The organism is Pseudomonas syringae (assembly GCF_021606685.1).
Lineage (GTDB): Bacteria > Pseudomonadota > Gammaproteobacteria > Pseudomonadales > Pseudomonadaceae > Aquipseudomonas > Aquipseudomonas syringae_R.
Genome location: NZ_WKCB01000055.1, coordinates 16,661 through 37,901, shown reverse-complemented (window position 1 = coordinate 37,901; position 21,241 = coordinate 16,661). Strand labels below are relative to the sequence as shown.

Below are 21,241 nucleotides of genomic sequence, written 5' to 3'. Positions count from 1 at the left end.
GGCGAATGAGGCGGGGCAGGTGATCCTGGAAATTCAGGAAGGCTCACGGCATGTGGTGGATGCGATCAGTCAGTTCAACTCGACGCTGCAATTGCAATAACCGATCTACACAACACCGAAAATTCACAGTGAAAGAAAAGCCAATGTGGGAGGGGGCTTGCTCCCGATGAGGGTGTGTCAGCTGATAAACCTGTAGCTGACCCACCGCCATCGGGAGCAAGCCCCCTCCCACATTTTGCTCCCCGGTGTGGCTTAAATTGCCGCCAGGGTTTCTTTTACCGAGTGCGCCGGGTCAGTGGCTTTCGCCGCTACCTGCTGCTCCTGCTGCTGCTTCACGCGATCTGCCACCTGCTGGGAAATGGCGTCCTGTTTTTCCTGCGACATGTTCTGCACATCCGCTTCGGTCAAACCCTGCTCCTTGAGCAATTGCTCACGGATGCGTTCGGCCGGGCTTTTGCTCATGTAGTCGGTAAACTCCGCACGCGCGTCAGCGGTGGAGCTGGTGGCCGGCACGTCGGTGGTCGACGCCTGCAGTTGCACGCGGGTCTTGGCGAAGGCTTCGTCGATGCGGTCGGCGGCCTTGTCCAGTTCCTTTTGCGCGGCCGGCACGGTCACACTCTGCTGCGCCGCTTGCAGGGCGCCGCTGTACAGCGCGCTGGCGGCGGCGTTGGCCGGGTCCATGTCGGGGCGCTTGAGCTGTTGAACGGTCGAGACGGCTTGGGTGTTGTTGTTAACCAGCATGATCGGTCACCTGGGGAAATGGTCAGTGGCACAGCTGGAGCAAATAGCGTGCCGGGTACCAAACCCCCGGTTTTGTTGGGCGCGCGCAGCCGCCGCGGCAAACTTTGTCCCGCCGGCGGCCAAGCGTTGCCGTCAGTGGGCGATGTTTTCCAGGGCCAGGTTACGTGTGCGCGGGCCGAACCAACTGATGGTGATCATCACGATCAACATGCTGCTGGCAATGAACGCCAGCACGCCCGGCGTGCCCAGGTGTTCGAGGATAAAACCGATCAACAGGCTGCTGAACACCGTGGACAAGCGGCTGAACGAATAACAGAACCCCACCGCCCGCGCGCGGATATTGGTCGGGAACAGCTCGCTCTGGTACGAGTGATAACTGAAACTCAGCCAGGCGTTGCAGAAGGTGATCATCACCCCGCAGATCACCAGCCCCACCGCCGTGGTCTGCAGGGCGAAGAGGCTGCCGAAGATCACCGCGCCCATGGCCGAGCCGACGATCTGCCACTTGTTTTCAAAGCGATTGGCCACTTTCACAAACAGCAACGGCCCCAGCGGGTAGGCGAGGGTGATGATGAACGCGTAGAGCAGGCTGTGCGTCACGCTCACGCCCTGGCCCGACAGCAGCGCCGGCAGCCAGTTGCCGAAGCCAAAGAAGCCGATGGCCTGGAACACATGGAACACAATCAGCATCAACGCTCGGCGACGGTACGGCGGTTGCCAGATATCGGCAAAGCGCCCGCTGCCTTGCACGCTGACGGCTTGCGGCTCGGGCTCATCCAGCGGTTTGCCATGGTCCTTCTGGCAGCGTGCTTCGAGGCTGTCCATGATCTGCCCGGCTTCGTCAAAGCGGCCTTTTTGTGCGAGCCAGCGCGGTGATTCCGGCAGGCGCTTGCGCAATTGCCAGATAAACAACGCAAACACCGCACTGCTCAACACCACCCAGCGCCAGCCGGAAATGCCGAACGGTGCCTGCGGTACCAGCCACCATGACATCAAGGCCACCGCCGGCACCGACAGGAACTGGATAAAAAACGCAAAGGCGAACGCCGAACTGCGCATGCGCTTGGGCACCAGTTCTGACAGGTAGGCGTCGATGGTCACCAGTTCGATACCCAGGCCGATGCCCACCAAAAAGCGCATGCAGATAATACCCAGCGCAGAGGTCTGGATACCCATCAGCACCGTGGCCACGGTGTACCAGATAAGCGCAAAGGTGAAGATCGCCCGGCGCCCGAAACGGTCGGCAATCGGGCTGAGCAGGCTGGCGCCGAGGAACAGGCCGAGGAAGGTGGCCGAGGCGAACGCCGCCTGGTCCGAGAAGCCGAACACGCCTTCCTTGCCGGTGTGGAAGATCCCGTCGCTGATCAGACCAGGGCTGATGTAGGCGGTCTGGAACAGGTCATACAGCTCGAAAAAACCGCCGATCGAGAGCAGCGCCACCAGGCGCCAGACAGTGGCGACGGCGGGCAGGCGGTCGATGCGCGCGCTGATGTGGGCGGCACGGATCGGGTCGATGCCGTCCGTGGCAGAGGCGGTGAGTGTGGACATGGGCAGATTCCAGGGGCTGTGACCTGGAATCTTAGCGTGCTAACGGAAATCTGCGCGTGTGAAGTTGCCCCCGTTGGTACGCCGATTCGCTGATTTATTGCGCGCCGGCGTTATGTTTCAGGGTTTTATGGCGTCCCCTCAGTAGGTGATGGGAATGTCGAAGGTCTGGAACGCGTCGTCGACCGGTTGATAGCCCAGTACCCGCGTGGTTTCGCTCAAGTCCAGGCGCTTGAAACGGTTATTGGAAATGCCATGGGCGATCAGGTGCTTCACGCCTTCGGCCTCCACCGCGCGTTGCAACAGGTGTACGGCATCACGTGGGCTGAGCCAGGCGCTGAGGTCGCGGGCGTTGTTGAGGTCGTGGGTCCCGGGGAATTCGAAGGCGCCGATGCGCAGGGCAATGGTCGACAGTGGGGTTTTTGCCGCGTAGTAGCTGCACAGGGCTTCGCCATAGCATTTGCTGACGCCATACAGGTTGGCGGGCATCACCTGCATGCCGGGGGTGATCTGGCGGTCCACCGGATAGCCTTCGATGGTTTGCGCGCTGCTGGCGAACACCAGACGCTGCACGCCCGCCGCCACGGCGGCCTCGAACAGGTAGGTGGTGGCGAGGATGTTGTTGGGCAGCAACTCGTCGAATGAGGCGCTGGCGTGGGGGATGCCCGACAGGTGCACGACCACGTCGATGCCTTCGAGCAGGGCGGCCAGGCTGGCTTTATCACTCAGGTCGGCGGGTACGAAACGGTGCTCGCCCAGGTCGAAATCCGCTGCAACGCGGTCGGTGAGGGTGAAGCGGTAGCGGTCTTTCGAGGCGTCGAAAAACGTCTTGCCGATTCGACCGCAGGCACCGGTGAGCAATATGTTGAGTCCTTTCACGTGTCGTCCTTGTTATCAGTTATGGCCATCGAGGGCGAAGGTCTTGAACCCGGCGTGCTGACTGAGGCGTTGATAGTACGCCGCAATCGCGGGGTAGGGCGGGCGCTGCATGGGCGTCATCTGCCAGCGGTGCACCGAGAGGCCGATGAGGATATCGGCGAGGGTGAATTCGTCGCCGGCGACGTAGGCTCCCGTCTGCGCCAGTTGCTGTTCAAGGATGCCCATCGCGTCGTTCCAGCGTTGTACGGCGGCGGCAATCTGCGCAGGGTCCAGGCCATCCGGATTGTTACGCACCAGCGCAGTGAAGGCATCGCCCCAGGCCCGGTTGAGTTCAACGGCTTGCCAGTCGACCCATTGTTCGACGCGCGCACGCGGCGCAGGCTCGGCGGGCAGCAGGTCGTAGCGTTGGTAGAGGCCGATCAGGTAGCGGCAGATGGTGTTGGACTCCCACAGCACGCCGTGGTCGTCGATCAACACCGGTATCTGGGCGTTGGGGTTCAAGGCGAGAAATTCGGCCGACTGGGTGGGCTTGAAGCCGATGCCCCAGTCTTCGCGCACATAGTCGATGCCCAATTCCTGGCAGGTCCAAAGCACTTTGCGCACGTTGATGGAGGACGTGCGGCCCAAGATTTTCAGTGAGTGTCCCATGGTGCATCCCTGGCAGGTGAGAGCAGCCAATCTAGCAGGGGCCAGGCACGACAGCGAGGGGGTTAAGTGGGCGCAGTCAAAATGTGGGAGGGGCACCGCCCCTCCCATTTTGACTGAGTAGGGCCTTAACAGCGCGGGGCGTGTTGGTCCATGGCTTTACCTACCAGCAACACGCTCAGCTCACTCAACTGATGAATGGCCAAGGCCACATCACGGTGTTTGCCGGTAAGGCCATCGGACAGGTCGAGCAACAAGGTGCTCACGGAACACACGGTTTCGTAGCTGTTGATCAGCAGGGTTTCGGCGCAGACATCGGGGATGATGGTGAAGAGGGTGGTTGGTGGCATATCAACGTCTTTGAGCATTGCGGCACTCCGGTTCAAGAAGTCCAAGGGTGGGCTGCTGAAACCCGATCACCGAGACATTCAGCGACCGGTGAACCTTAGAGAGCACTGACCGGGCGCACAAGCCAGCCCCTTCCGACGCAAACGTAGGCAACGGAGCAAAGCGTTTACCGCAATGTAGGTGGTTTCCTACGTACTCTCGCGCACCTGTAGCTCAAAGCCCATGTCCACCACCGGATTGGCGACCTTGTTGCCTGCCATGATCGTCAACAGATGCTCCGCCGCACGCCGACCAATGGCTTCGCGCGGTGTACTGATGCTGCTCAGGCGCGGCACCATGAAGGACGAAGCCGGCAAGTCATTGAAGCCCAGCACTGCGACGCGCTCCGGCACTTTAATGCCGTGGCGCAGGGCTTCCAGCAGTGCGCCCTGGGCCAGGTCATCGTTGCCCAGGAAGATCGCGTCCACGTCCGGATGCGCTGCGAGCAGTTGCAGAAACAGCTCGCCACCCAGGCCCACGGAGGAGGGGCGCGGGGTCAGCAGTTCCAGCGCCGGGTCGTACATCCCGGCCTGTTGCAGGGCCCGGCGGAAACCTTCACCGCGCAGCAGCGTGCGTTGGTCCAGCTGCGCGCCGATATAGGCCAGGCGCTTGCGCCCACGCGACAGCAGATGCGCCGCCGCCGTTTCACCCGCCGCCAGTTGCGAGAAACCCACACAGTTCACGCCGGCGTTGGGGTCCAGGTCCATCATGTAGACGCAGGGCACATTGCTGGCCTCGACCATCCGTCGGGCGCTTTCGGTGCGGTCGAAGCCGGTCAGCAGCAAACCCCGTGGCTGGTAGGCCATGTAGTTGCGCAGCAGGTTTTCTTCTTCATCACGCGAATAGTGGAAGTTGCCGATCAGCACTTCAAAGCCCTTGGGGCGCAGTACCTGATGGATGGCTTCGAGGGTTTCGATAAACAGCAGGTTAGACAGCGACGGCACCAGCACCACCACCGAATGGCTCTGGGCCGAGGCCAGGGCGCGGGCGGCGGGGTTGACCACGTAGTTGAGTTCGGCGGCGGCCTGTTGCACTTTTTCCACCAGCTCGGTGGCGACGGTGCTGATGCCACGCAGGGCGCGGGACGCGGTAATCGGGCTGACGCCAGCCAGGCGGGCGACTTCATTAAGGGTCGGGCGACCCGTGGTGCGTAATTTTTTATCGTTCTTGGAGGTCATCAGGCGGCTTGCCAAACAAAAATCGAGGCACTAAGGTAGCGCTGTCTCCAAAAGGCTGCAAATTATTGAACTTAGGGTTGCCTGATCCGGTTCGAATGCTTGGAGCGGATGCACGCGTCACTCCATAAAAAAAGACAAGACGGCGCGGGAAAAGCCTGTTTTTGCACTAGCCTTACAGCGTGCAAAGGTAGCGCTATCTGCGTCCTGAGGTGTTCCATGAGTCAACCTGTTACCGCCCTGGTCATCATGGGTGTTTCCGGCTGTGGCAAGTCCAGCGTCAGCGAGGCCCTGTGCCGCCTGAACGGTGCCACCGCCATCGAAGGCGATAGCTTTCACCCTGCCGCCAACATCGAAAAGATGAGCGCCGGCCACCCCCTCAACGACGACGACCGCGCCGGCTGGCTCGACATCCTGTGCGATGAGTTGCGCCGCTCGCTCAAGGCCGGTGAACACCCGGTGCTCACCTGCTCAGCCCTGAAAAAGAAATACCGCGACCACCTGCGCGAAGCCGCGCCGGGCCTGGGGTTTGTGTTTTTGGAGCTGACCCGTGCCGTGGCCGCCGACCGCGTGTCCCATCGCCCCGGCCATTTCATGCCGGCCAGCCTGATCGACAGCCAGTTCGCCACCCTCGAATCGCCCAAGGGCGAACCGCTGACTCTGGCCCTCAATGCCAGCGAAGACAGCGTCGAGGAGCTGGCCGAGCAGACCAACGCCTGGTGGCTGCAACACGGTTTTGAACCATCCAAATAATTTTTTGCCGGAAAAGGTAGCGCTATCCCCCGGCAGGAAATTCAACACCCGCTTTAATAACAACAACAAACAGGAGAGACCCCCCATGTTTGGCATGTCCCACGAGTCCTACCTGCTGCTAGACGCAGTAGTCACTATCATCGGGTTGATCGTTCTGATCACCAAGTTCAAGGTGCACCCGTTCGTTGCACTGATCATCGCGGCCGGCTTCCTCGGCCTGACCTCGGGCATGCCCGTGGACAAGATCATCAAGGCGTTCCAGGACGGTTTCGGCGGTGTGCTCGGCTTTGTCGGCATCATCCTCGCGCTGGGCACGATGCTCGGCAAGATGATGGCTGAATCCGGCGGTGCCGATCAGATCGCCCAGACCCTGATCCGCGCCTTCGGCAAGGAAAAAGTCCAGTGGGCCATGATGTTCGCCGCGTTTCTGGTGGGCATCCCGTTGTTCTTCGAGATCGGCTTTGTGCTGTTGATCCCGCTGGTGTTCATCGTCGCGCGGCGTACCGGTGTGTCGCTGATCAAGATCGGCATCCCGCTGCTTGCCGGCCTGTCGGCGGTGCACGGCCTGGTACCACCGCACCCGGGTCCGCTGTTGGCCATCGGCGTGTTTGGCGCGGACATCGGCAAGACCATCCTGTATGGCCTGATCGTCGCGCTGCCGACTGCCATCATTGCCGGCCCGATCTTCGGTACGTTTATCGCCAAGTACATCCCGGGCAATCCGTCCCAGGAACTGGTCGATCAACTGGCCCGCGAGCCGGAGAACAAGAACCTGCCGAGCTTCAGCGTCACCCTGATCACCGTGCTGCTGCCGGTGTTCCTGATGCTGCTGAAAACCTTTGCCGACATCGCGTTTGCCGAAGGCAACGTGGTGCGCAACTGGATGGACATGATCGGTCACCCGATCACCGCGCTGTTGCTGGCGCTGCTGCTGTCGCTGTACACCTTTGGTACTCGCCAGGGCATCCACTCCAAGCAGATCCTCAAGCTGCTCGACGCCAGCCTTGCGCCGACTGCCGCGATTATCCTGATCATCGGTGCCGGTGGTGGCTTCAAGCAGATGCTGGTGACCAGCGGCGTGGGCGACGTGATCGGCCATATGGCGGTGACCGCGCAGATCAACCCGATTTTGCTGGCGTGGCTGGTGGCGGCGGTGATTCGTGTTGCTACCGGTTCGGCCACGGTGGCCACCATTACCGGCGCGGGCATTGTGGTGCCGGTGGTGGGGATGATCCCCGGGGTCAACCGTGAACTGCTGGTGCTGGCGACGGGGGCGGGTTCGTTGATCCTGTCTCACGTCAACGATGCGGGGTTCTGGCTGGTGAAGCAGTACTTCAATATGACCGTGGCGGAGACGTTCAAGACCTGGACGGCGATGGAGACCATCCTGTCGGTGGTGGCGTTGATCTTCATCATGTTGCTGTCGTTGGTGGTGTAACAGGTTCACCGCAAAACAAATGTGGGAACCCAATCAAATGTGGGAGGGGGCTTGCCCCCGATGGCAGTGGATCAGTCACCAGATGCAGTGACTGACACTCTGCTATCGGGGGCAAGCCCCCTCCCACATTTTGACCGAGTTATGCCCCGGTTTTGGGTACTAACCCATCCGCCCGGAACATCCCGCGAATCCCGCGCACCGCCTGGCGAATCCGGTCCTGGTTCTCGATCAGCGCAAAGCGCACATGATCATCCCCATACTCGCCAAAGCCGATACCCGGCGACACACACACCTTGGCCTCCAGCAGCAATTTCTTGGCAAATTCCAGCGAGCCCATGGCGGCGTACTGCTCGGGGATCTTCGCCCAGACGTACATCGACGCCTTGGGGTTCTCGACCATCCAGCCCAGCTCATGCAGGCCCTTGACCAGCACATTGCGGCGCTGGCGGTACTGCTCGGCGATGTCTTTCACGCACTGTTGGTCGCCTTCCAGCGCGGCAATCGCCGCCACTTGCAGCGGGGTGAACGTGCCGTAGTCGTGGTAGCTCTTGATGCGCGCCAGGGCGTTGACCAGCTCCGGGTTGCCGACCATGAAACCAATGCGCCAGCCGGCCATGTTGTAGCTCTTGGACAGGGTGAAAAACTCCACCGCAATGTCCTTGGCGCCGGGCACTTGCATGATCGATGGGGCTTTCCAGCCGTCATAGACGATGTCGGCGTAGGCCAGGTCATGCACCACCAGCACGTCGTACTGCTTGGCCAGGGCGATCACCCGTTCGAAGAAATCCAGCTCCACGCACTGCGCGGTGGGGTTGGACGGAAAGCCCAGGATCATCATCTTGGGCTTGGGGATCGAGCCACGAATCGCGCGTTCCAGCTCATCGAAGAAGTCCACGCCCGGCACCAGCGGCACCGATCGCACCTGGGCGCCGGCAATCACGGCACCGTAGATGTGAATCGGGTAGCTGGGGTTCGGCACCAGCACCGTGTCGCCCTGGTCCAGGGTAGCCAGCATCAAGTGCGCCAGGCCTTCCTTGGAACCGATGGTAACGATGGCTTCCGACTCGGGGTCGATGTCGACCTCGTAGCGGTCCTTGTACCAGCGCGAAATCGCCCGGCGCAGGCGCGGAATACCTTTGGATGTTGAGTAGCCGTGGGTGTCTTCACGCTGGGCGACGGTGACCATTTTTTCCACGATATGCGGTGGAGTGGCGCCGTCGGGGTTACCCATGCTCAAGTCGATGATGTCTTCGCCGCGCCGACGCGCAGCCATCTTCAGCTCGGCAGTGATATTGAAAACGTAGGGGGGGAGTCGATCTATGCGCGCAAAGCGGCGCGGCGAACCTTGGTCTGCCATTGTTGCCTCGAGAGTACGTAAGCGCCCGGAACCGTCCGAGCGACGTCGGCCACTGCGGTGGCCTGCGGGGCAGACAATACGGTCGATGATGGCCAGTTGTCCAGATGCGCGGGAAAATTTTCTGCATGGAGTCCAGCGCCGATATGCCCCTATACTCGATGCGGGTTTGTTCCCTCATAAGAAGGAGACTGTTCATATGGATCAGCAGACAAAACAACCGTTAGAGCCGCGCATGGAAGCAGGCAAGGCGCTGGTAATCGCCGGCGTAAAAGGGCGTTATTCCAAGGCCACTGTCGGAGATATTCCCAAACTGTGGGAGTTGTTCGACACCTGCATCAAGGACATCAAGAAGCGTGTCAGCGGCGTGACCTATGGGGTTTGCCATAACCCCAATCACGGCGAGTTCGACTACCTGGCCGGTGTTGAAGTCCCGTCCAAGGGCGATGTGCCGAGCAACTTCGAGTTCATCGAAATTGCGCCGCTCAACTACGCCGTGTTCCCGCACTACGGGCCGGTGCAGGCGCTGGAGCAGACCTATGAGCGCATCCTGTTCGAGTGGTTGCCGCACTCGGGCTACAAGGTGCTGGGCGCGGATTTCGAGCGTTACAGTGCAGATTTTGATGCGCGCAAGGGCACGGGGTCGGTGGAGATCTGGTTGCCAGTGGGCGAGAAGGGCTAGCGCCACGTCCTGTGTGGCAAACGCGCCCGCGTGGCCAGCCGGCTTGTGGTGGCGAGCGGGTTTGTGTGGCGAGCGGGCTTGCCCGCGTTGGGCTGCGCAGCAGCCCCCCCCGATCAGGCCCGCTTCGCGCGCCAACGCGGGCAAGCCCGCTCGCCCACGTCGAGCCGCAACCTGCGCTCATACCCAATCCGCCCCTTATACGCTTCCCCGCTGTCCACCCACCCAGCCGACAGATAGAGCCCCATCGCCGCCACATTGTCCGCGTCCACCGACAGCTCCAGCGCCTTGATCTGCGGCCAGGCGTGCAGCGCCGCCGCCGGCAGTGCCTGCAAACACGCCTTGCCAAACCCGCGCCCTTGCTGCTGGCGATCCACCTGCAAGGCATGCAGTGTCGCGCTGTGTTCATCCGCCCAATGGGGCAGGCACGGTGGGCGTTTAAGCAGCAGGAAGGCCACGGGCAAATCGTCGGCGAGCAGGGCGAACCCTTTGACAGCCCCAGGCTTGGGATTGACCAGCAGGCTGTTCAGCGCACAGTAGATATCACCGGAATACGCCAGTTGTTCGGGATGCACCTGCAGGGCGTCGAGATGCTGTTTCTGCACTAGGCTCAGCGTCTCATAAGGGACGAGGCGGGTTTCCATCGGTGGCGCATCCGAATTCCTACAAAGAAGCGCGGATTCTAGCGGGTTTGCCCCTAGCGAAATTATTTTTCAGCGGCGTGTCGATGGGCGTGCGGGCCATTCGACCAAGGGTGTCCTTTGTGAGTTTTCACCTTCGAGTCTTCTCAAGGAGTATTGCCATGAGCAATGCTATCAACGCCCTGCCATCTGTTCGACCTGAAACCTTGACCGCCGCGAACTATAGTCAGTAGTCCGAAAACGGAGAACATCAGAAATACCTGTGCCTGATCAACAGCAATGAACAGGTGCTGCACACCACGCCGGGTTCTACCTGATCGAGGCCCGCGACTTGAACCAAGCGATCCAGATGGCCGCCGGCATTCCAGCTGCCACGGTCGGCAATGTGGAAGTGCGCCCAGTGCGCGAATTGAATCTCTGAAGACAACACGCATAAAAATCAGGAGGTTTACCCATGTCTACGCAACCTGCCGAATTTGAACTGTCCATCAGCCGCCTGATCGACGCGCCGCGCAGCCGGGTGTTTCGTGCCTGGACCGAGCCAGCCCTGCTGCAACAATGGTGGGGCCCGCACGGCATGACCACCCCCGAGTGCGAAATGAACCTGTGGGTCGGTGGCCTGTTTCGCACCCTGATGCGGGCGCCGGATGGCAGCGAATACCCGACCCAGGGCGTGTTCCTGGAAATCGTCGCGCCACGGCGGTTGGTGTTTACCGATGCCTTTTCGCCAGGCTGGATCCCCTCAGGCAAGCCGTTCATGACCGCCGAAGTGACCCTGCAGGAAGTCGATGGCAACAAAACCCTCTACACCGCCCGCGCCATGCACTGGCGTGCAGAGGATAAACAGGCCCACGAAGCCATGGGCTTTCACGATGGCTGGGGCCAGAGCCTGGACCGCCTGGTGACGCTGGTGACCGAGGGCATGCCCGATTGACACCCGGCATCGAGGCCATTTACCGCAGCGAATCGCGGCGCGTTCTCGCGACACTGATTCGCCTGCCGGGCGATTTCGACCAGGCCCAAGAAGCCCCGCACGAACCCGCCCCGTGGCGAGCGAGCTTGCTCGCGTCGGGCCGCGCAGCGGCCCCAAAAAGCCTGGGAGCGCTGCGCAGCGGCCCTGAAAAATCTTGGGAGCGCTGCGCACTCCAACGCGGGCAAGCCCGCTCGCCACATAGGTTGGTGGGGGCAGTTATTCGAGCATCTGGCGCAGCATCCAGCTTCCCGCCGGACCTGGTGGGTGCTGTCGCGACCACAGTACATCCACCGCCACCGAGCGTGGCCAACTGCGCACGCTGAGTTCAACCAGCCCGGCGTTGCCAAAGCGTTCCACCAGCCAGCGCGGCAGTTCGGCCCAGCCGAAACCGAGCTGGGCCATTTCCATCAGCATCAAAAAGCTCGGCGCCGACCACACACGGCCCATGGGCCGTGTTTCATTCGGGTTGATGATGGTCGCCAAGCGCAGTTCGCGGTGTTGCTGCAAGGTTTGCGTGTCGATGTGCTGCAGGTGCGCCAACGGATGCCCGGGGGCGACGAACAGCGCGATTTCCGTACGTTCCTCCACGGGCGCACGGCTCAGGTCGGGCGGGTAGATGTCTTGGGCTTCGATAAACGCCATATGCGCGCGACCGCTTTGCACCAGGGCTATCAGGTCTTCGCACTCGGCGATCAACCACTCCAGCTCCAGGTCCGGGTAGCGCTGCTCAAAAGCTTTGAGGGCGAGTTCGAAACGCTCCGACTGGTAGGTATCGGACATGGCAATCGTGACTTTTGGCTCCAACCCTTGCGCCAACTGGCTCGCCGCCAGCTCCAGGCGGCTGCTGGCCTCCAGCACCTGCTCGGCGCGTTGCAGCAACACATGGCCTGCTGGAGTGAGTGTCGGCTTGCGGCTGCTGCGGTCAAACAGCACCACATCGAGATCAATCTCCAGGCTCGCAACGGCGGCGCTGACCGTGGATTGGCTTTTGCCCAACTTGCGCGCGGCCGCTGAAAACGAGCCTTGGGTAGCCGCCTGGACAAATGCCTGGAGCACTTCGTGAGAAGCCATGACTATCGCCTTGGTCGATGGTTATTAGTTATGAAGTATCGATCCATAGGGTAATGATGGCAACCATCGTCACTCACGGAGCCGGTTCATGAACCCCACCAAGTCGATTACTGAACGCGTTTGCCAGGCCATTGGTTTCGAGGCGCTGGCGTTACTGATCTGTACCCCGTTGCTGGCGTGGATCATGGACAAACCGGCCCTGGAAATGGGCATGGTGACCCTCGCGCTGAGCCTGATGGCGCTGACCTGGAACGTGATTTTCAACGGCCTGTTCGACCGCCTCAAGGCGCGCCTGCAATTGGCCAACAACGCTTGGACGCGGGTGCTGCATGCGCTGATGTTCGAGGGCGGGCTGATTATTGTCGCCGTGCCGTTGATTGCTGCGTGGCTGAATATCAGCCTGGTGCAGGCGTTTATCCTCGATATCGGTGTACTGCTGTTTTTCCTGCCGTACACCTACGTGTATCACTGGGGGTATGACGTGCTGCGCGACAAATTCCTACAGAAACATGCCGCCCGAGGCCTCGATGCGTTGCCCGGTGATCCAGTTGCTGCCGTCGGCCAGCAATGTCGAAATAGCCCCGCCGATATCATCCGGTAAGCCGGCCCGGCCCAGGGCGGTGTTGTTGGCGACCATGCTGTTGAGGTTGGCATTGTCGCGCACGGCGCCGCCGCCGAAGTCAGTTTCAATCGCGCCGGGGGCGAGGATGTTGACGGTGATGCCGCGCCCACCCAGCTCTTTGGCCTGGTAGCGGGTCAACACTTCCATCGCGCCTTTCATCGCTGCATAGGCGGCGTAGCCGGGCAGGCTGAAGCGCGCCAGGCCGCTGGAAATATTGACGATGCGACCGCCGTCGCCGATCAGCGGCAACAGCTTCTGCGTCAGGAAGAATGGACCCTTGAATTGGATCGCCACCAGTTGGTCGAACTGTGCTTCGGTGGTTTCTTCGAAGCTGGCGTGCACGCCAATGCCAGCGTTATTGATCAGAAAGTTGAAGTGGTCCTGTGCGAAAACTTCCTTGAGCACGCTGCCAACCTGGCTCACAAAGTCATTGAATGTCGCGCTCTGGCTCACATCCAGTTGCAGCATGGCGGCGCGGCCACCCAGGGCTTCGACCTGCTCCACCACCGCTTGGGCTTCACCCGCTGCGCTGTGGTAAGTGCCGATGATATCGACGCCTTGTGCCGCCAGGTGCAGCGCGGCGCTTTTACCAAGGCCGCGGCTGGCGCCGGTGATGAGTGCGATTTTACGGGGCATGGTGCAGTCCTCTTCAGATGTGATCGTGGGACTAAGTGTATTTGTCCGCTCATAACGTGATAAACACAGTGAAAGCGAAATCACTGGCCGGATAAGGCGAACAATCCCATGAACAAGCTGGAGCTGCTGCGCACCTTCGTGCGCGTCACCGAACTGTCGAGTTTCACCCAGGCCGGCGAGAGCCTGGGCCTGCCGCGCTCGACGGTGTCGGAGCATGTGCAGGCGCTGGAAGCGTTGCTGGGCGCGCGCCTGTTGCAGCGCACCACGCGCAAGGTGCAGGCGACCCAGGACGGGCGCGTGTTGTATGAACGCAGCAAGGATTTGCTCGCGCACATGGAGGAGCTGGAAGGCTTGTTTCGCCAGGATGAGGCGCAACTGAGCGGGCGCATTCGGGTGGACATGCCTAACGTCATGGCGCGCGATCTGATCCTGCCGCGCCTGCCCGAATTCATGCAGGCGCACCCATTGATCGAGCTGGAAATCAGCACCACCGATCGCCAGGTCGACCTGCTGGCCGAAGGGTTCGACTGCGTGCTGCGGGTTGGCGCGCAGCCCGACCAGTCGGTGGTGGCGCGGTTGCTGTGCAGCCTGCAAATGATCAACTGCGTGAGCGCCGGATACGTCGAACGCCATGGCCGGCCCGAGACGTTGGCCGATCTGGCTAACCATCAGTTGGTGCATTACGTGCGGCCACTGGGTTCACGCTCGGCGGGCTTCGAATACCAGCACGGCAACAAGGTGCACCGCGTGCCGATGGCCGGGCGGGTCACGGTCAATAGCACCGATGCTTATAAATCGGCCTGTTTGGGCGGGTTCGGGATTACCCAGGTGCCCGTCCTGGGCATTCGCGACCTGCTCGACAGTGGTGAGCTGGTGGCGGTCCTGCCCGACTACCCGGCGCCTGCGCTGGACGTGTCCCTGCTCTACGCCGGGCAGCGGCATCTGCCGCAGCGGGTGCGGGTGTTCATGGAGTGGCTGGCCGCGACCCTGCAGGCCCAGCTCTAGCGGCGCGCGGACAACTGCTGCGGCGCCAGGAACGCGTCATGGAAGTAATCGCGCACCGCCTGCATCGCCGGGGTGAACGCGCGCTCGCGGTGCCAGGCCAGGCCGACGCTCATCGGCGTCACAGGGTCGGTCACGGTCAGGGTCTCGATGCGCTTGCCTTCCAGTGACCAGGGGCGGTGCACCAGGTCGGACAAAATCGCCACGCCGCTGCCATTGGCGACCATGCTGCGCACCGCCTCCACCGAACTGGTGCGCAGCCGCACCTGGGGCGTTTGCCCGGCCTGTTCCCAATAGCGCATGGCACTGTGTTCGGCCTCGTCGACGGTGAGCAGGATGTAGGGCTCTTGCGCCACGTCCGCCAGGCTCACGGCGCCGCGCTCGCACAACGGGTGATGGCTGGGCAGCCACAGGCGGCGCTCGGAGTTGAAGAGGATTTCGGAGACGATATCCGCGTGCGTAAGGTTGGCGGTCAGCACCACCGCCATATCGAACTGGCCGTCGAGCAAGCCCTGTTCGATGGCCTGGCGCTCCTGTTCGAACACCTTGATGGTGACGTCCGGGTGCCAATGCTCCATGCGCTGCAAGTGGTGCGGCAGGAAATAACCCAGCACCGTGTAGCTGGCCGCCAGGCGCAGCACGCCGCTGGCGCGGTAGTCGGGCAGCGGGCTGTTCAGCGCATCGTCGACACTGCGCACAATCACATAGGCGCGGTTGAGAAAGTGCCGCCCGGCGTCGGTCAGGTTCATGCCCTGGGACGAGCGCACAAACAGCTGCACGCCGAGCATGGCCTCCAGCTCCTTGATGGCCGTGGTCACCGCCGACTGAGAGATATTCAGGTGGATCGCCGCCTGGGAAATCTGGCCGATTTCAGCGGTGGCGACAAAGTAGCGAACTTGGCGCAAGGTCAGAGACATGGCGTTATCTGTTTTTCAGAAGATGGGCCATCTGATAATAGATCTTCCCAAGGGGTCAAGCGGCGGCCTACTTTTCCAGCATCATCTCTGGCGGAGCGACCCCGATGCAGACAGTGGATTTCAACTCGGACATGGGCGAAAGCTTCGGCCCCTGGACCATCGGCGATGGCGTCGACGCGGAACTGATGGGCTACATCAGCTCGGCCAATATCGCCACCGGCTTCCATGCCGGTGACCCCGGCACCATGCGCCGCACGGTGGAGCGTGCCAAGCAATTGGGCGTGGCCATCGGCGCGCACCCGGGCTTTCGTGACCTGGTGGGCTTCGGCCGTCGGCATATCAACGCGTCCGCCCAGGAACTGGTGGACGACATGCTCTACCAGCTCGGCGCCCTGCGTGAAATCGCCCGCGCCCAGGGGGTGACCCTGCAACATATCAAGCCCCACGGTGCGCTCTACATGCACCTGGCCCGCGACGAAGAGGCCGCACGGCTGCTGGTGCAGAACCTGCAGCTGATCGAACCGACACTGCTGTTGTACTGCATGCCCAACTCGGTGATCTGGCGGGTGGCCACGGCGCTGGGGCAACCGGTGGTGCGGGAGTTTTACGCCGACCGTGAGTACGATCTGTCCGGCTCCATCGTGTTTACCCGCAACGTACGCGCACTGGATCCTGCCACCGTTGCGGCCCGCGTCCTACGCGCGTGTCAGACCGGGCGGGTGCGCACCGTGGAAGGCGAAGACCTGTTCATCGAATTCGATTCCATCTGCCTGCACAGCGACACCCCCGGCGCCCTGGACCTGGTGGAAGCCACCCGTGCAGCCCTGGACCGGGCCGGTATCGACGTCAGACCCCCACAATAAGACGCACTGAACATCACTTTTTGCCTGCCTTTCTATAACGATTCCAAGAGGAACAGACATGGCTGAAACGTCCCCCATCCGCTACAGCTTCGGCGGTGATGAACACCTGTTCGCCGAGGTCAGCGACAGCATGTCCCTGGAGGCTTTTTTCAAAGGCATGGCGGTGACCCGTGCCGTTGAACGCCTGGCCCTGGAAGGCGTGCTGGACGTGTGCCTGGCCAATGCGTCATTCCAGATTCGCTTCGACCCCGACCGCATCGCGCCTCACGTGCTGCTCGACGCGGTACAAAGCGCCGAAGCCCAGGCCGTGGCCGAACGCACCTTGCACACGCGCATCATCGAAATCCCGGTGCTCTACAACGACCCCTGGACCCACGAAACCCTGATGCGTTTTCGTGATCGCCATCAAGACCCCAGCGGCACCGACCTGGAGTACGCCGCGCGCATCAACGGCCTGGCCGACGTGGACGCGTTTATCGCCGCCCACAGTGGCGCGCCGTGGTTTGTGTCGATGGTCGGGTTCGTCGCGGGCCTGCCGTTCATGTTCCAGATGGTTGAGCGTGCGCGGCAATTGCAGGTGCCCAAGTACCTGCGCCCGCGTACCGACACGCCCAAGCTCACGCTGGGCCATGGCGGTTGTTTTGGCTGCATCTACTCGGTGCGCGGCGCAGGCGGTTACCAGATGTTCGGCGTGACCCCGGCGCCGATCTACGACCCGGCGCAGCAGTTGGCGTACCTCAAGGAGCATATGGTGTTCTTCCGGCCCGGCGATATCGTGCAGTTCAAACCCATTGCGCGCGACGCCTACGACCAGGCCGTTGCCGACGTTGACGCAGGGCGTTTCGACCTGCGCATCCGGCCGGTGGAATTTTCCCTCGATGCGTTTCTCGCCGACCCCGTTGGCTATCCGAAAACCCTGCAGGAGGCGCTGGCATGATCAAGGTGCTCAAACCCGGCCTCGCCACCTCCGTGCAGGACCTGGGCCGCGAAGGCTATTACCACCTGGGCATTCCGCCCTCCGGCGCGCTGGACCAGTACGCGTTGAGCGCCGCTAACCGTCTGGTGGGCAATCCGGTAGGCGCGGCGGGCCTGGAGTGCACGTTGATCGGGCCTGAGCTGGAGTTCCGGCAGGACGCGTTGGTGGCGTTAAGCGGCGCGTTGATGTCGCCGCGCCTGGACGGTGAAGTGGTGCATCAGGACACCGCGTTCAATGTGCGCGCCGGGCAGGTATTGCGCTTTGAATTTCCCAAGGCGGGTGCGCGCACCTACCTCGCGGTCGCCGGTGGCATCGATGTGCCGTTGGTGCTCGGCAGCCGCTCCACCTACACCCTGGGTGCGCTCGGTGGCTTCCAGGGCCGGCGCTTGCAGGAGGGCGATGAGTTGCCCATCGGCGCGGCCAGCGGGCAGGGCCGTGCGGGTAATAGCCTGCCCATGGCGTTGCGCCGATCTGTTGGCGGCGATGTTACCTTGCGCGTGGTGCCAGGGCTGTATTACGAGCGATTGACTGACGCTGCCAAAGGCAGCTTTTTTGCTGAGCCATGGACCGTCGGCTCCGAGGCGGACCGCATCGGCTATCGCTTCAAAGGCGGCAGCGCGCTGAGCTTCCAGCCACGCGAGCAACCGTTCGGCGCGGGCTCGGATCCGTCGAATATCGTCGACAGCTGCTACCCCATCGGCTCGATCCAGGTACCGGCCGGGTTGGAGCCGATTGTGCTGCACCGCGATGCCGTCTCGGGCGGTGGCTACGCGATGATCGGCACGGTAATCAGCGCCGACCTGGACCTGATCGGGCAGATGCAGCCGAACCAGCGGGCGGGGTTTGTGGCGGTCAGTCTGGAGGAGGCGCTGGAGGCGCGGCGGGTCTACAAGAAGCGCCTGAAGGCGATGGCCGGACTCTTCAATCACTGACACACAACAGGTCAAAATGTGGGAGGGGGCTTGCTCCCGATAGCGGTGGGTCAGTCAGCTTATCTTTAGCTGACCCACTGCAATCGGGGGCAAGCCCCCTCCCACATTGAGTCCCTTGTTCAGTCAGAACAGTTGGGTGAACAGCCAGTACAAACTGCCCGACAGGAGGATGGCCGCCGGCAACGTCAACACCCAGGCCATGAGCAAATTGCGGATGGTCTTCATCTGCAAGCCACCACCGTTCGCGACCATGGTCCCGGCCACGCCCGAGGACAGCACGTGGGTGGTCGACACCGGCAAACCGTACATGTCCGCCGCGCCGATGGTCAGCATCGCCACGGTTTCGGCCGCAGCGCCCTGGGCGTACGTCAGGTGGGTCTTGCCGATTTTCTCGCCCACGGTCACCACGATGCGCTTCCAGCCGACCATGGTGCCCAAGCCCAGGGCGATGGCCACGGCGATCTTGACCCACAGCGGGATAAAGCGCGTGGCGTTGTCGATCTGGTCCTTGAACAGCTTCAGCTTGCCTTGGGTATCGGCGTCGAAGTTGCCGACCTTGCCCTTGTCCATCAGGCGAATGGTTTCGCTGGTCAGGTACATGTCGTTACGCACGTTGCCGACGGCCTCGGCCGGCACTTTGGCCAGGGAGCCGTAGCCTTTCACTTCGTCACCGATGTGCCCGGCCAGGGCGGCGAGGGCCGGCACCAGTTCCGGGGTGGCTTCCTTGGTGCGCACGTAGGTCGAGAGGATCGGGCGTGGGTCGCCCGGCAACACCTGTGGTGCGCTTTTCACCAGGGCCACTTGGGTCACTTCCGCCACGGCGGCGAACTGCAACGACTGCTCCGCGGGCATGGTGCGGTTCAGCGCGTAGGCCATCGGCAGGGTGCCCACCAGGATCAGCATGATCAGGCCCATGCCTTTCTGGCCATCGTTGGAGCCGTGGGCGAACGACACACCGGTGCAGGTGGCGATCAACATGCCGCGAATCCACCACGGCGGCGGCGTGTCGCCCTTGGGGGCCTTGTACAGCGCGCGGTTTTTGACAAAGGCGCGCAGGGCCAGCAACAGCAACGCGGCAAAGGCGAAGCCGATCAGGGGAGACAGCAGCAGCGCATAGCCGATCTTGATCGCTTGGCTCCAGTCCACACCGCTGGTGCCGTCACGCCCGTGCATCAAGGCATTCGCCACGCCCACGCCAATGATCGAGCCGATCAGGGTGTGCGAGGACGACGCCGGCAACCCCAGCCACCACGTGCCCAGGTTCCACAGGATCGCAGCGATCAGCAGGGCGAAGATCATCGCGAAACCGGCCGACGAACCCACCTGCAAAATCAACTCCACCGGCAGCAAGGCAATGATGCCGAACGCCACGGCGCCGCTGGACAGCAACACCCCAAGGAAGTTGAAAAAGCCCGACCACACCACGGCAAAATGCGGCGGCAGCGAGTTGGTGTAGATCACCGTCGCGACCGCGTTGGCGGTGTCGTGAAAACCATTGACGAACTCGAAGCCGAGGGCGATCAACAGCGCCACACCCAGCAGCAGGAATGGCGTCCAGGTGGTCACCACCGTGCCGAGTTCGTGCATGTCGTGCATCAGGCTGTAGGCGGTGAACAGCAGCCCCATGGCGAGCACGGCGAAGAAAATGATCACCGTCACCAGGCCGGGCTTTTTGTCCAGATTGGGTTTTGCGCCAGCAGGTGACGCGTGGGTGGAGGCAGTCAGGGAAGGGGTAGCCATGCCGGAGCATCCAGTGTGAGGAGGATGTCGCCCATGATCATTGCAGAATGTTACAGAGAGGCTGCCACAGGTCAGTGTTTATGGGAATCGGGTTTGCCGCTGGTCTAACAGACGGCATAAATCCAATGTGCGAGGGCATTTCAGGCTAGTAATCTTTGCGCTTTCTGAAGGCCCAGCGCCCGGCAATCAAGGTAAACGTCGCCACCAATGCCACCAGAATCCAGAAGCCTTCCGGATCTTGGGAAAGCGGCACGCCCCCCACGTTCATGCCAAAAAAGCCAGCAATGATATTGATCGGCAACGCCAGTACCGTCACCACGGTGAGGGTGAACAGCGTGCGGTTGCTTTGCTCGTTGAGGTTGGCGGCGATCTCTTCCTGCAACAGTTTTATGCGCTCACCCAGGGCCGTCAGGTCGTTGATGATCAGCGCGAACTCTTCGGTGGATTTGCGCAACTCCTTCACGTCTTCCTTTTGCAGCCATTGCGGTGGGCGGTTGAGCAGGCGCAGCAGCGAGCCCGGTTCCAGCGCAAGCAGACGTTGCAGGCGCACCAGCACCCGACGTGCCGCCCCCAGCTCCGCGCGGTTGGTGGACACGCGCGAGGAGAGCAACTGGTCTTCGATATGGTCGACGCTGATGCTGGTCTTGCGCACGATCTGCGTCAGCACTTCACCCTGGTCGCGCAGCAAGTGCACCAGCAGCTCCAACGGCGAGCGAAAGCGTTCACCGGCCTTTACCGACGAGCGCAGCTTGTCCACCGAGTGCAAAGGTTGCAGGCGCGCGCTGATCAACAGCCGGCTGCGGGCGCACACCCACAGCGTGGAAATATCCGACGAGACCATGCTGCTGAAGTTGAACACCACGTCGTTGACCACCGCCAGCAAGGCCGAGTCGACATGTTCGATACGCGTGGACCGCGAGCCTTCGTGCAGGGCTTCGAAGAACTCTTCGGGCAGGTCCAGGTGCGTCTGCATCCAGCGCTCGCACGCGGCGTGGGCCAGGTTCAGGTGCAACCAGAGGAACTCTTGCGGGTCGGCCGGTTGGCTCAAGGCCTGCAGCGCCGTAGCCGAATCGATCTGCTGGCCTTTTTCACCCGCACGAAAACGAAAACCGTACAGCAGGCCAAACAGATCGGAATCTTGATGGCTGTGGTCGATGTTGTGGTTCATGAAGGCTCGCAGAGAAAGCGCCTGTAGGACGTTTCACAGGTTCGCGTAGGCGAATCATTGCAAGGATAGTTGACAGTTTTGTGACACTTTTCTATTTATTTCGA

Annotated in this window: 22 protein-coding genes and 1 pseudogene; 10 read left to right on the top strand and 13 right to left on the bottom strand. The window is 61.9% G+C overall.

The features are described from left to right. Positions 1-252 precede the first annotated feature (252 nt). The 6 genes from GIW02_RS19635 to gntR form a co-directional block, all read right to left on the bottom strand. Complete coding sequence (locus GIW02_RS19635) at positions 253-741, bottom strand: hypothetical protein (protein ID WP_236413123.1); 489 nt, start codon at positions 739-741, stop codon at positions 253-255. A 132-nt stretch (positions 742-873) separates the two neighbouring features. After that, positions 874-2,289, bottom strand: a complete 1,416-nt coding sequence (locus GIW02_RS19630; RefSeq protein WP_236413121.1) for an MFS transporter — start codon at positions 2,287-2,289, stop codon at positions 874-876. A gap of 138 nt (positions 2,290-2,427) precedes the next feature. Next, positions 2,428-3,165 (bottom strand): NAD-dependent epimerase/dehydratase family protein, encoded by a 738-nt coding sequence (locus tag GIW02_RS19625; protein WP_236413111.1) that lies wholly within the window; start codon positions 3,163-3,165, stop codon positions 2,428-2,430. Between the two features lie 15 nt (positions 3,166-3,180). Next, positions 3,181-3,813 carry a glutathione S-transferase family protein gene (locus GIW02_RS19620; RefSeq protein ID WP_236413109.1) on the bottom strand — a complete coding sequence of 211 codons (633 nt, stop codon included), beginning with the start codon at positions 3,811-3,813 and terminating at the stop codon, positions 3,181-3,183. Between the two features lie 125 nt (positions 3,814-3,938). Then, positions 3,939-4,178: a DUF6124 family protein gene (locus GIW02_RS19615; RefSeq protein ID WP_236413107.1), complete on the bottom strand. Its 240-nt coding sequence runs from the start codon at positions 4,176-4,178 to the stop codon at positions 3,939-3,941. 168 nt (positions 4,179-4,346) lie between these two features. After that, positions 4,347-5,378 (bottom strand): HTH-type transcriptional regulator GntR, encoded by a 1,032-nt coding sequence (gntR, locus tag GIW02_RS19610; RefSeq protein WP_236413138.1) that lies wholly within the window; start codon positions 5,376-5,378, stop codon positions 4,347-4,349. A 213-nt stretch (positions 5,379-5,591) separates the two neighbouring features. On the opposite strand from gntR, the gene GIW02_RS19605 reads away from it, so the two are divergent. Together GIW02_RS19605 and GIW02_RS19600 are read left to right on the top strand one after the other, a co-directional pair. After that, on the top strand, positions 5,592-6,125 hold the full coding sequence (locus GIW02_RS19605; RefSeq protein WP_034108975.1) for a gluconokinase: 534 nt from the start codon (positions 5,592-5,594) through the stop codon (positions 6,123-6,125). A gap of 85 nt (positions 6,126-6,210) precedes the next feature. Further along, positions 6,211-7,563, top strand: coding sequence for a GntP family permease (locus tag GIW02_RS19600; protein WP_116628585.1), 1,353 nt, complete (start codon positions 6,211-6,213; stop codon positions 7,561-7,563). 139 nt (positions 7,564-7,702) lie between these two features. Here the strand turns inward: GIW02_RS19600 and alaC are convergent, their stop codons facing one another. After that, on the bottom strand, positions 7,703-8,920 hold the full coding sequence (gene alaC / locus GIW02_RS19595; RefSeq protein ID WP_236413105.1) for an alanine transaminase: 1,218 nt from the start codon (positions 8,918-8,920) through the stop codon (positions 7,703-7,705). A 196-nt stretch (positions 8,921-9,116) separates the two neighbouring features. Here alaC and GIW02_RS19590 point away from each other — a divergent pair, with 196 nt between their 5' ends. Beyond that, on the top strand, positions 9,117-9,599 hold the full coding sequence (locus tag GIW02_RS19590) for a GyrI-like domain-containing protein (protein WP_236413103.1): 483 nt from the start codon (positions 9,117-9,119) through the stop codon (positions 9,597-9,599). Between the two features lie 113 nt (positions 9,600-9,712). Here GIW02_RS19590 and GIW02_RS19585 read toward each other — a convergent pair whose 3' ends face one another. Further along, positions 9,713-10,240 (bottom strand): GNAT family N-acetyltransferase, encoded by a 528-nt coding sequence (locus GIW02_RS19585; protein WP_236413101.1) that lies wholly within the window; start codon positions 10,238-10,240, stop codon positions 9,713-9,715. A gap of 298 nt (positions 10,241-10,538) precedes the next feature. Here GIW02_RS19585 and GIW02_RS19580 point away from each other — a divergent pair. Continuing rightward, positions 10,539-10,658 (top strand): annotated as a pseudogene (locus tag GIW02_RS19580) (YciI family protein); the annotation flags it as partial. A gap of 33 nt (positions 10,659-10,691) precedes the next feature. Continuing rightward, entirely contained in the window at positions 10,692-11,171 is a 480-nt protein-coding gene (locus tag GIW02_RS19575) for an SRPBCC family protein (protein WP_236413098.1), read from the top strand. A gap of 255 nt (positions 11,172-11,426) precedes the next feature. Here the strand turns inward: GIW02_RS19575 and GIW02_RS19565 are convergent, their stop codons facing one another. Beyond that, the gene (locus tag GIW02_RS19565) at positions 11,427-12,281 is read right to left on the bottom strand and encodes a LysR family transcriptional regulator (protein WP_236413096.1); all 855 of its coding nucleotides are present in this window, start codon (positions 12,279-12,281) and stop codon (positions 11,427-11,429) included. Between the two features lie 88 nt (positions 12,282-12,369). On the opposite strand from GIW02_RS19565, the gene GIW02_RS19560 reads away from it, so the two are divergent. Further along, on the top strand, positions 12,370-12,882 hold the full coding sequence (locus GIW02_RS19560; protein ID WP_101272639.1) for a multidrug/biocide efflux PACE transporter: 513 nt from the start codon (positions 12,370-12,372) through the stop codon (positions 12,880-12,882). Here GIW02_RS19560 and GIW02_RS19555 read toward each other — a convergent pair. Beyond that, the gene (locus GIW02_RS19555) at positions 12,781-13,539 is read right to left on the bottom strand and encodes an SDR family oxidoreductase (protein ID WP_236413094.1); all 759 of its coding nucleotides are present in this window, start codon (positions 13,537-13,539) and stop codon (positions 12,781-12,783) included. The two genes, GIW02_RS19560 and GIW02_RS19555, sit on opposite strands and share 102 nt — an antisense overlap. Positions 13,540-13,647: 108 nt before the next feature. On the opposite strand from GIW02_RS19555, the gene GIW02_RS19550 reads away from it, so the two are divergent. Beyond that, complete coding sequence (locus GIW02_RS19550; protein WP_236413092.1) at positions 13,648-14,544, top strand: LysR family transcriptional regulator; 897 nt, start codon at positions 13,648-13,650, stop codon at positions 14,542-14,544. On the opposite strand, the gene GIW02_RS19545 is transcribed toward GIW02_RS19550, so the two are convergent. Then, on the bottom strand, positions 14,541-15,458 hold the full coding sequence (locus GIW02_RS19545; protein ID WP_236413090.1) for a LysR family transcriptional regulator: 918 nt from the start codon (positions 15,456-15,458) through the stop codon (positions 14,541-14,543). The two genes, GIW02_RS19550 and GIW02_RS19545, sit on opposite strands and share 4 nt — an antisense overlap. Positions 15,459-15,562: 104 nt before the next feature. On the opposite strand from GIW02_RS19545, the gene GIW02_RS19540 reads away from it, so the two are divergent. From GIW02_RS19540 to GIW02_RS19530, 3 genes are read left to right on the top strand one after another with little or no spacing between them, the layout of a single operon-like run. Further along, positions 15,563-16,321: a 5-oxoprolinase subunit PxpA gene (locus tag GIW02_RS19540; protein ID WP_236413089.1), complete on the top strand. Its 759-nt coding sequence runs from the start codon at positions 15,563-15,565 to the stop codon at positions 16,319-16,321. A gap of 58 nt (positions 16,322-16,379) precedes the next feature. Further along, on the top strand, positions 16,380-17,258 hold the full coding sequence (locus GIW02_RS19535; protein ID WP_236413087.1) for a 5-oxoprolinase subunit B family protein: 879 nt from the start codon (positions 16,380-16,382) through the stop codon (positions 17,256-17,258). After that, positions 17,255-18,229, top strand: a complete 975-nt coding sequence (locus GIW02_RS19530; RefSeq protein ID WP_236413085.1) for a 5-oxoprolinase subunit C family protein — start codon at positions 17,255-17,257, stop codon at positions 18,227-18,229. Before GIW02_RS19535 ends, GIW02_RS19530 begins: the two co-directional genes overlap by 4 nt. Before the next feature lie 123 nt (positions 18,230-18,352). On the opposite strand, the gene GIW02_RS19525 is transcribed toward GIW02_RS19530, so the two are convergent. Together GIW02_RS19525 and GIW02_RS19520 are read right to left on the bottom strand one after the other, a co-directional pair. Beyond that, positions 18,353-19,969, bottom strand: a complete 1,617-nt coding sequence (locus tag GIW02_RS19525; RefSeq protein ID WP_236413083.1) for an inorganic phosphate transporter — start codon at positions 19,967-19,969, stop codon at positions 18,353-18,355. A 145-nt stretch (positions 19,970-20,114) separates the two neighbouring features. After that, positions 20,115-21,137 carry a transporter gene (locus GIW02_RS19520; RefSeq protein WP_236413081.1) on the bottom strand — a complete coding sequence of 341 codons (1,023 nt, stop codon included), beginning with the start codon at positions 21,135-21,137 and terminating at the stop codon, positions 20,115-20,117. Positions 21,138-21,241 lie beyond the last annotated feature (104 nt).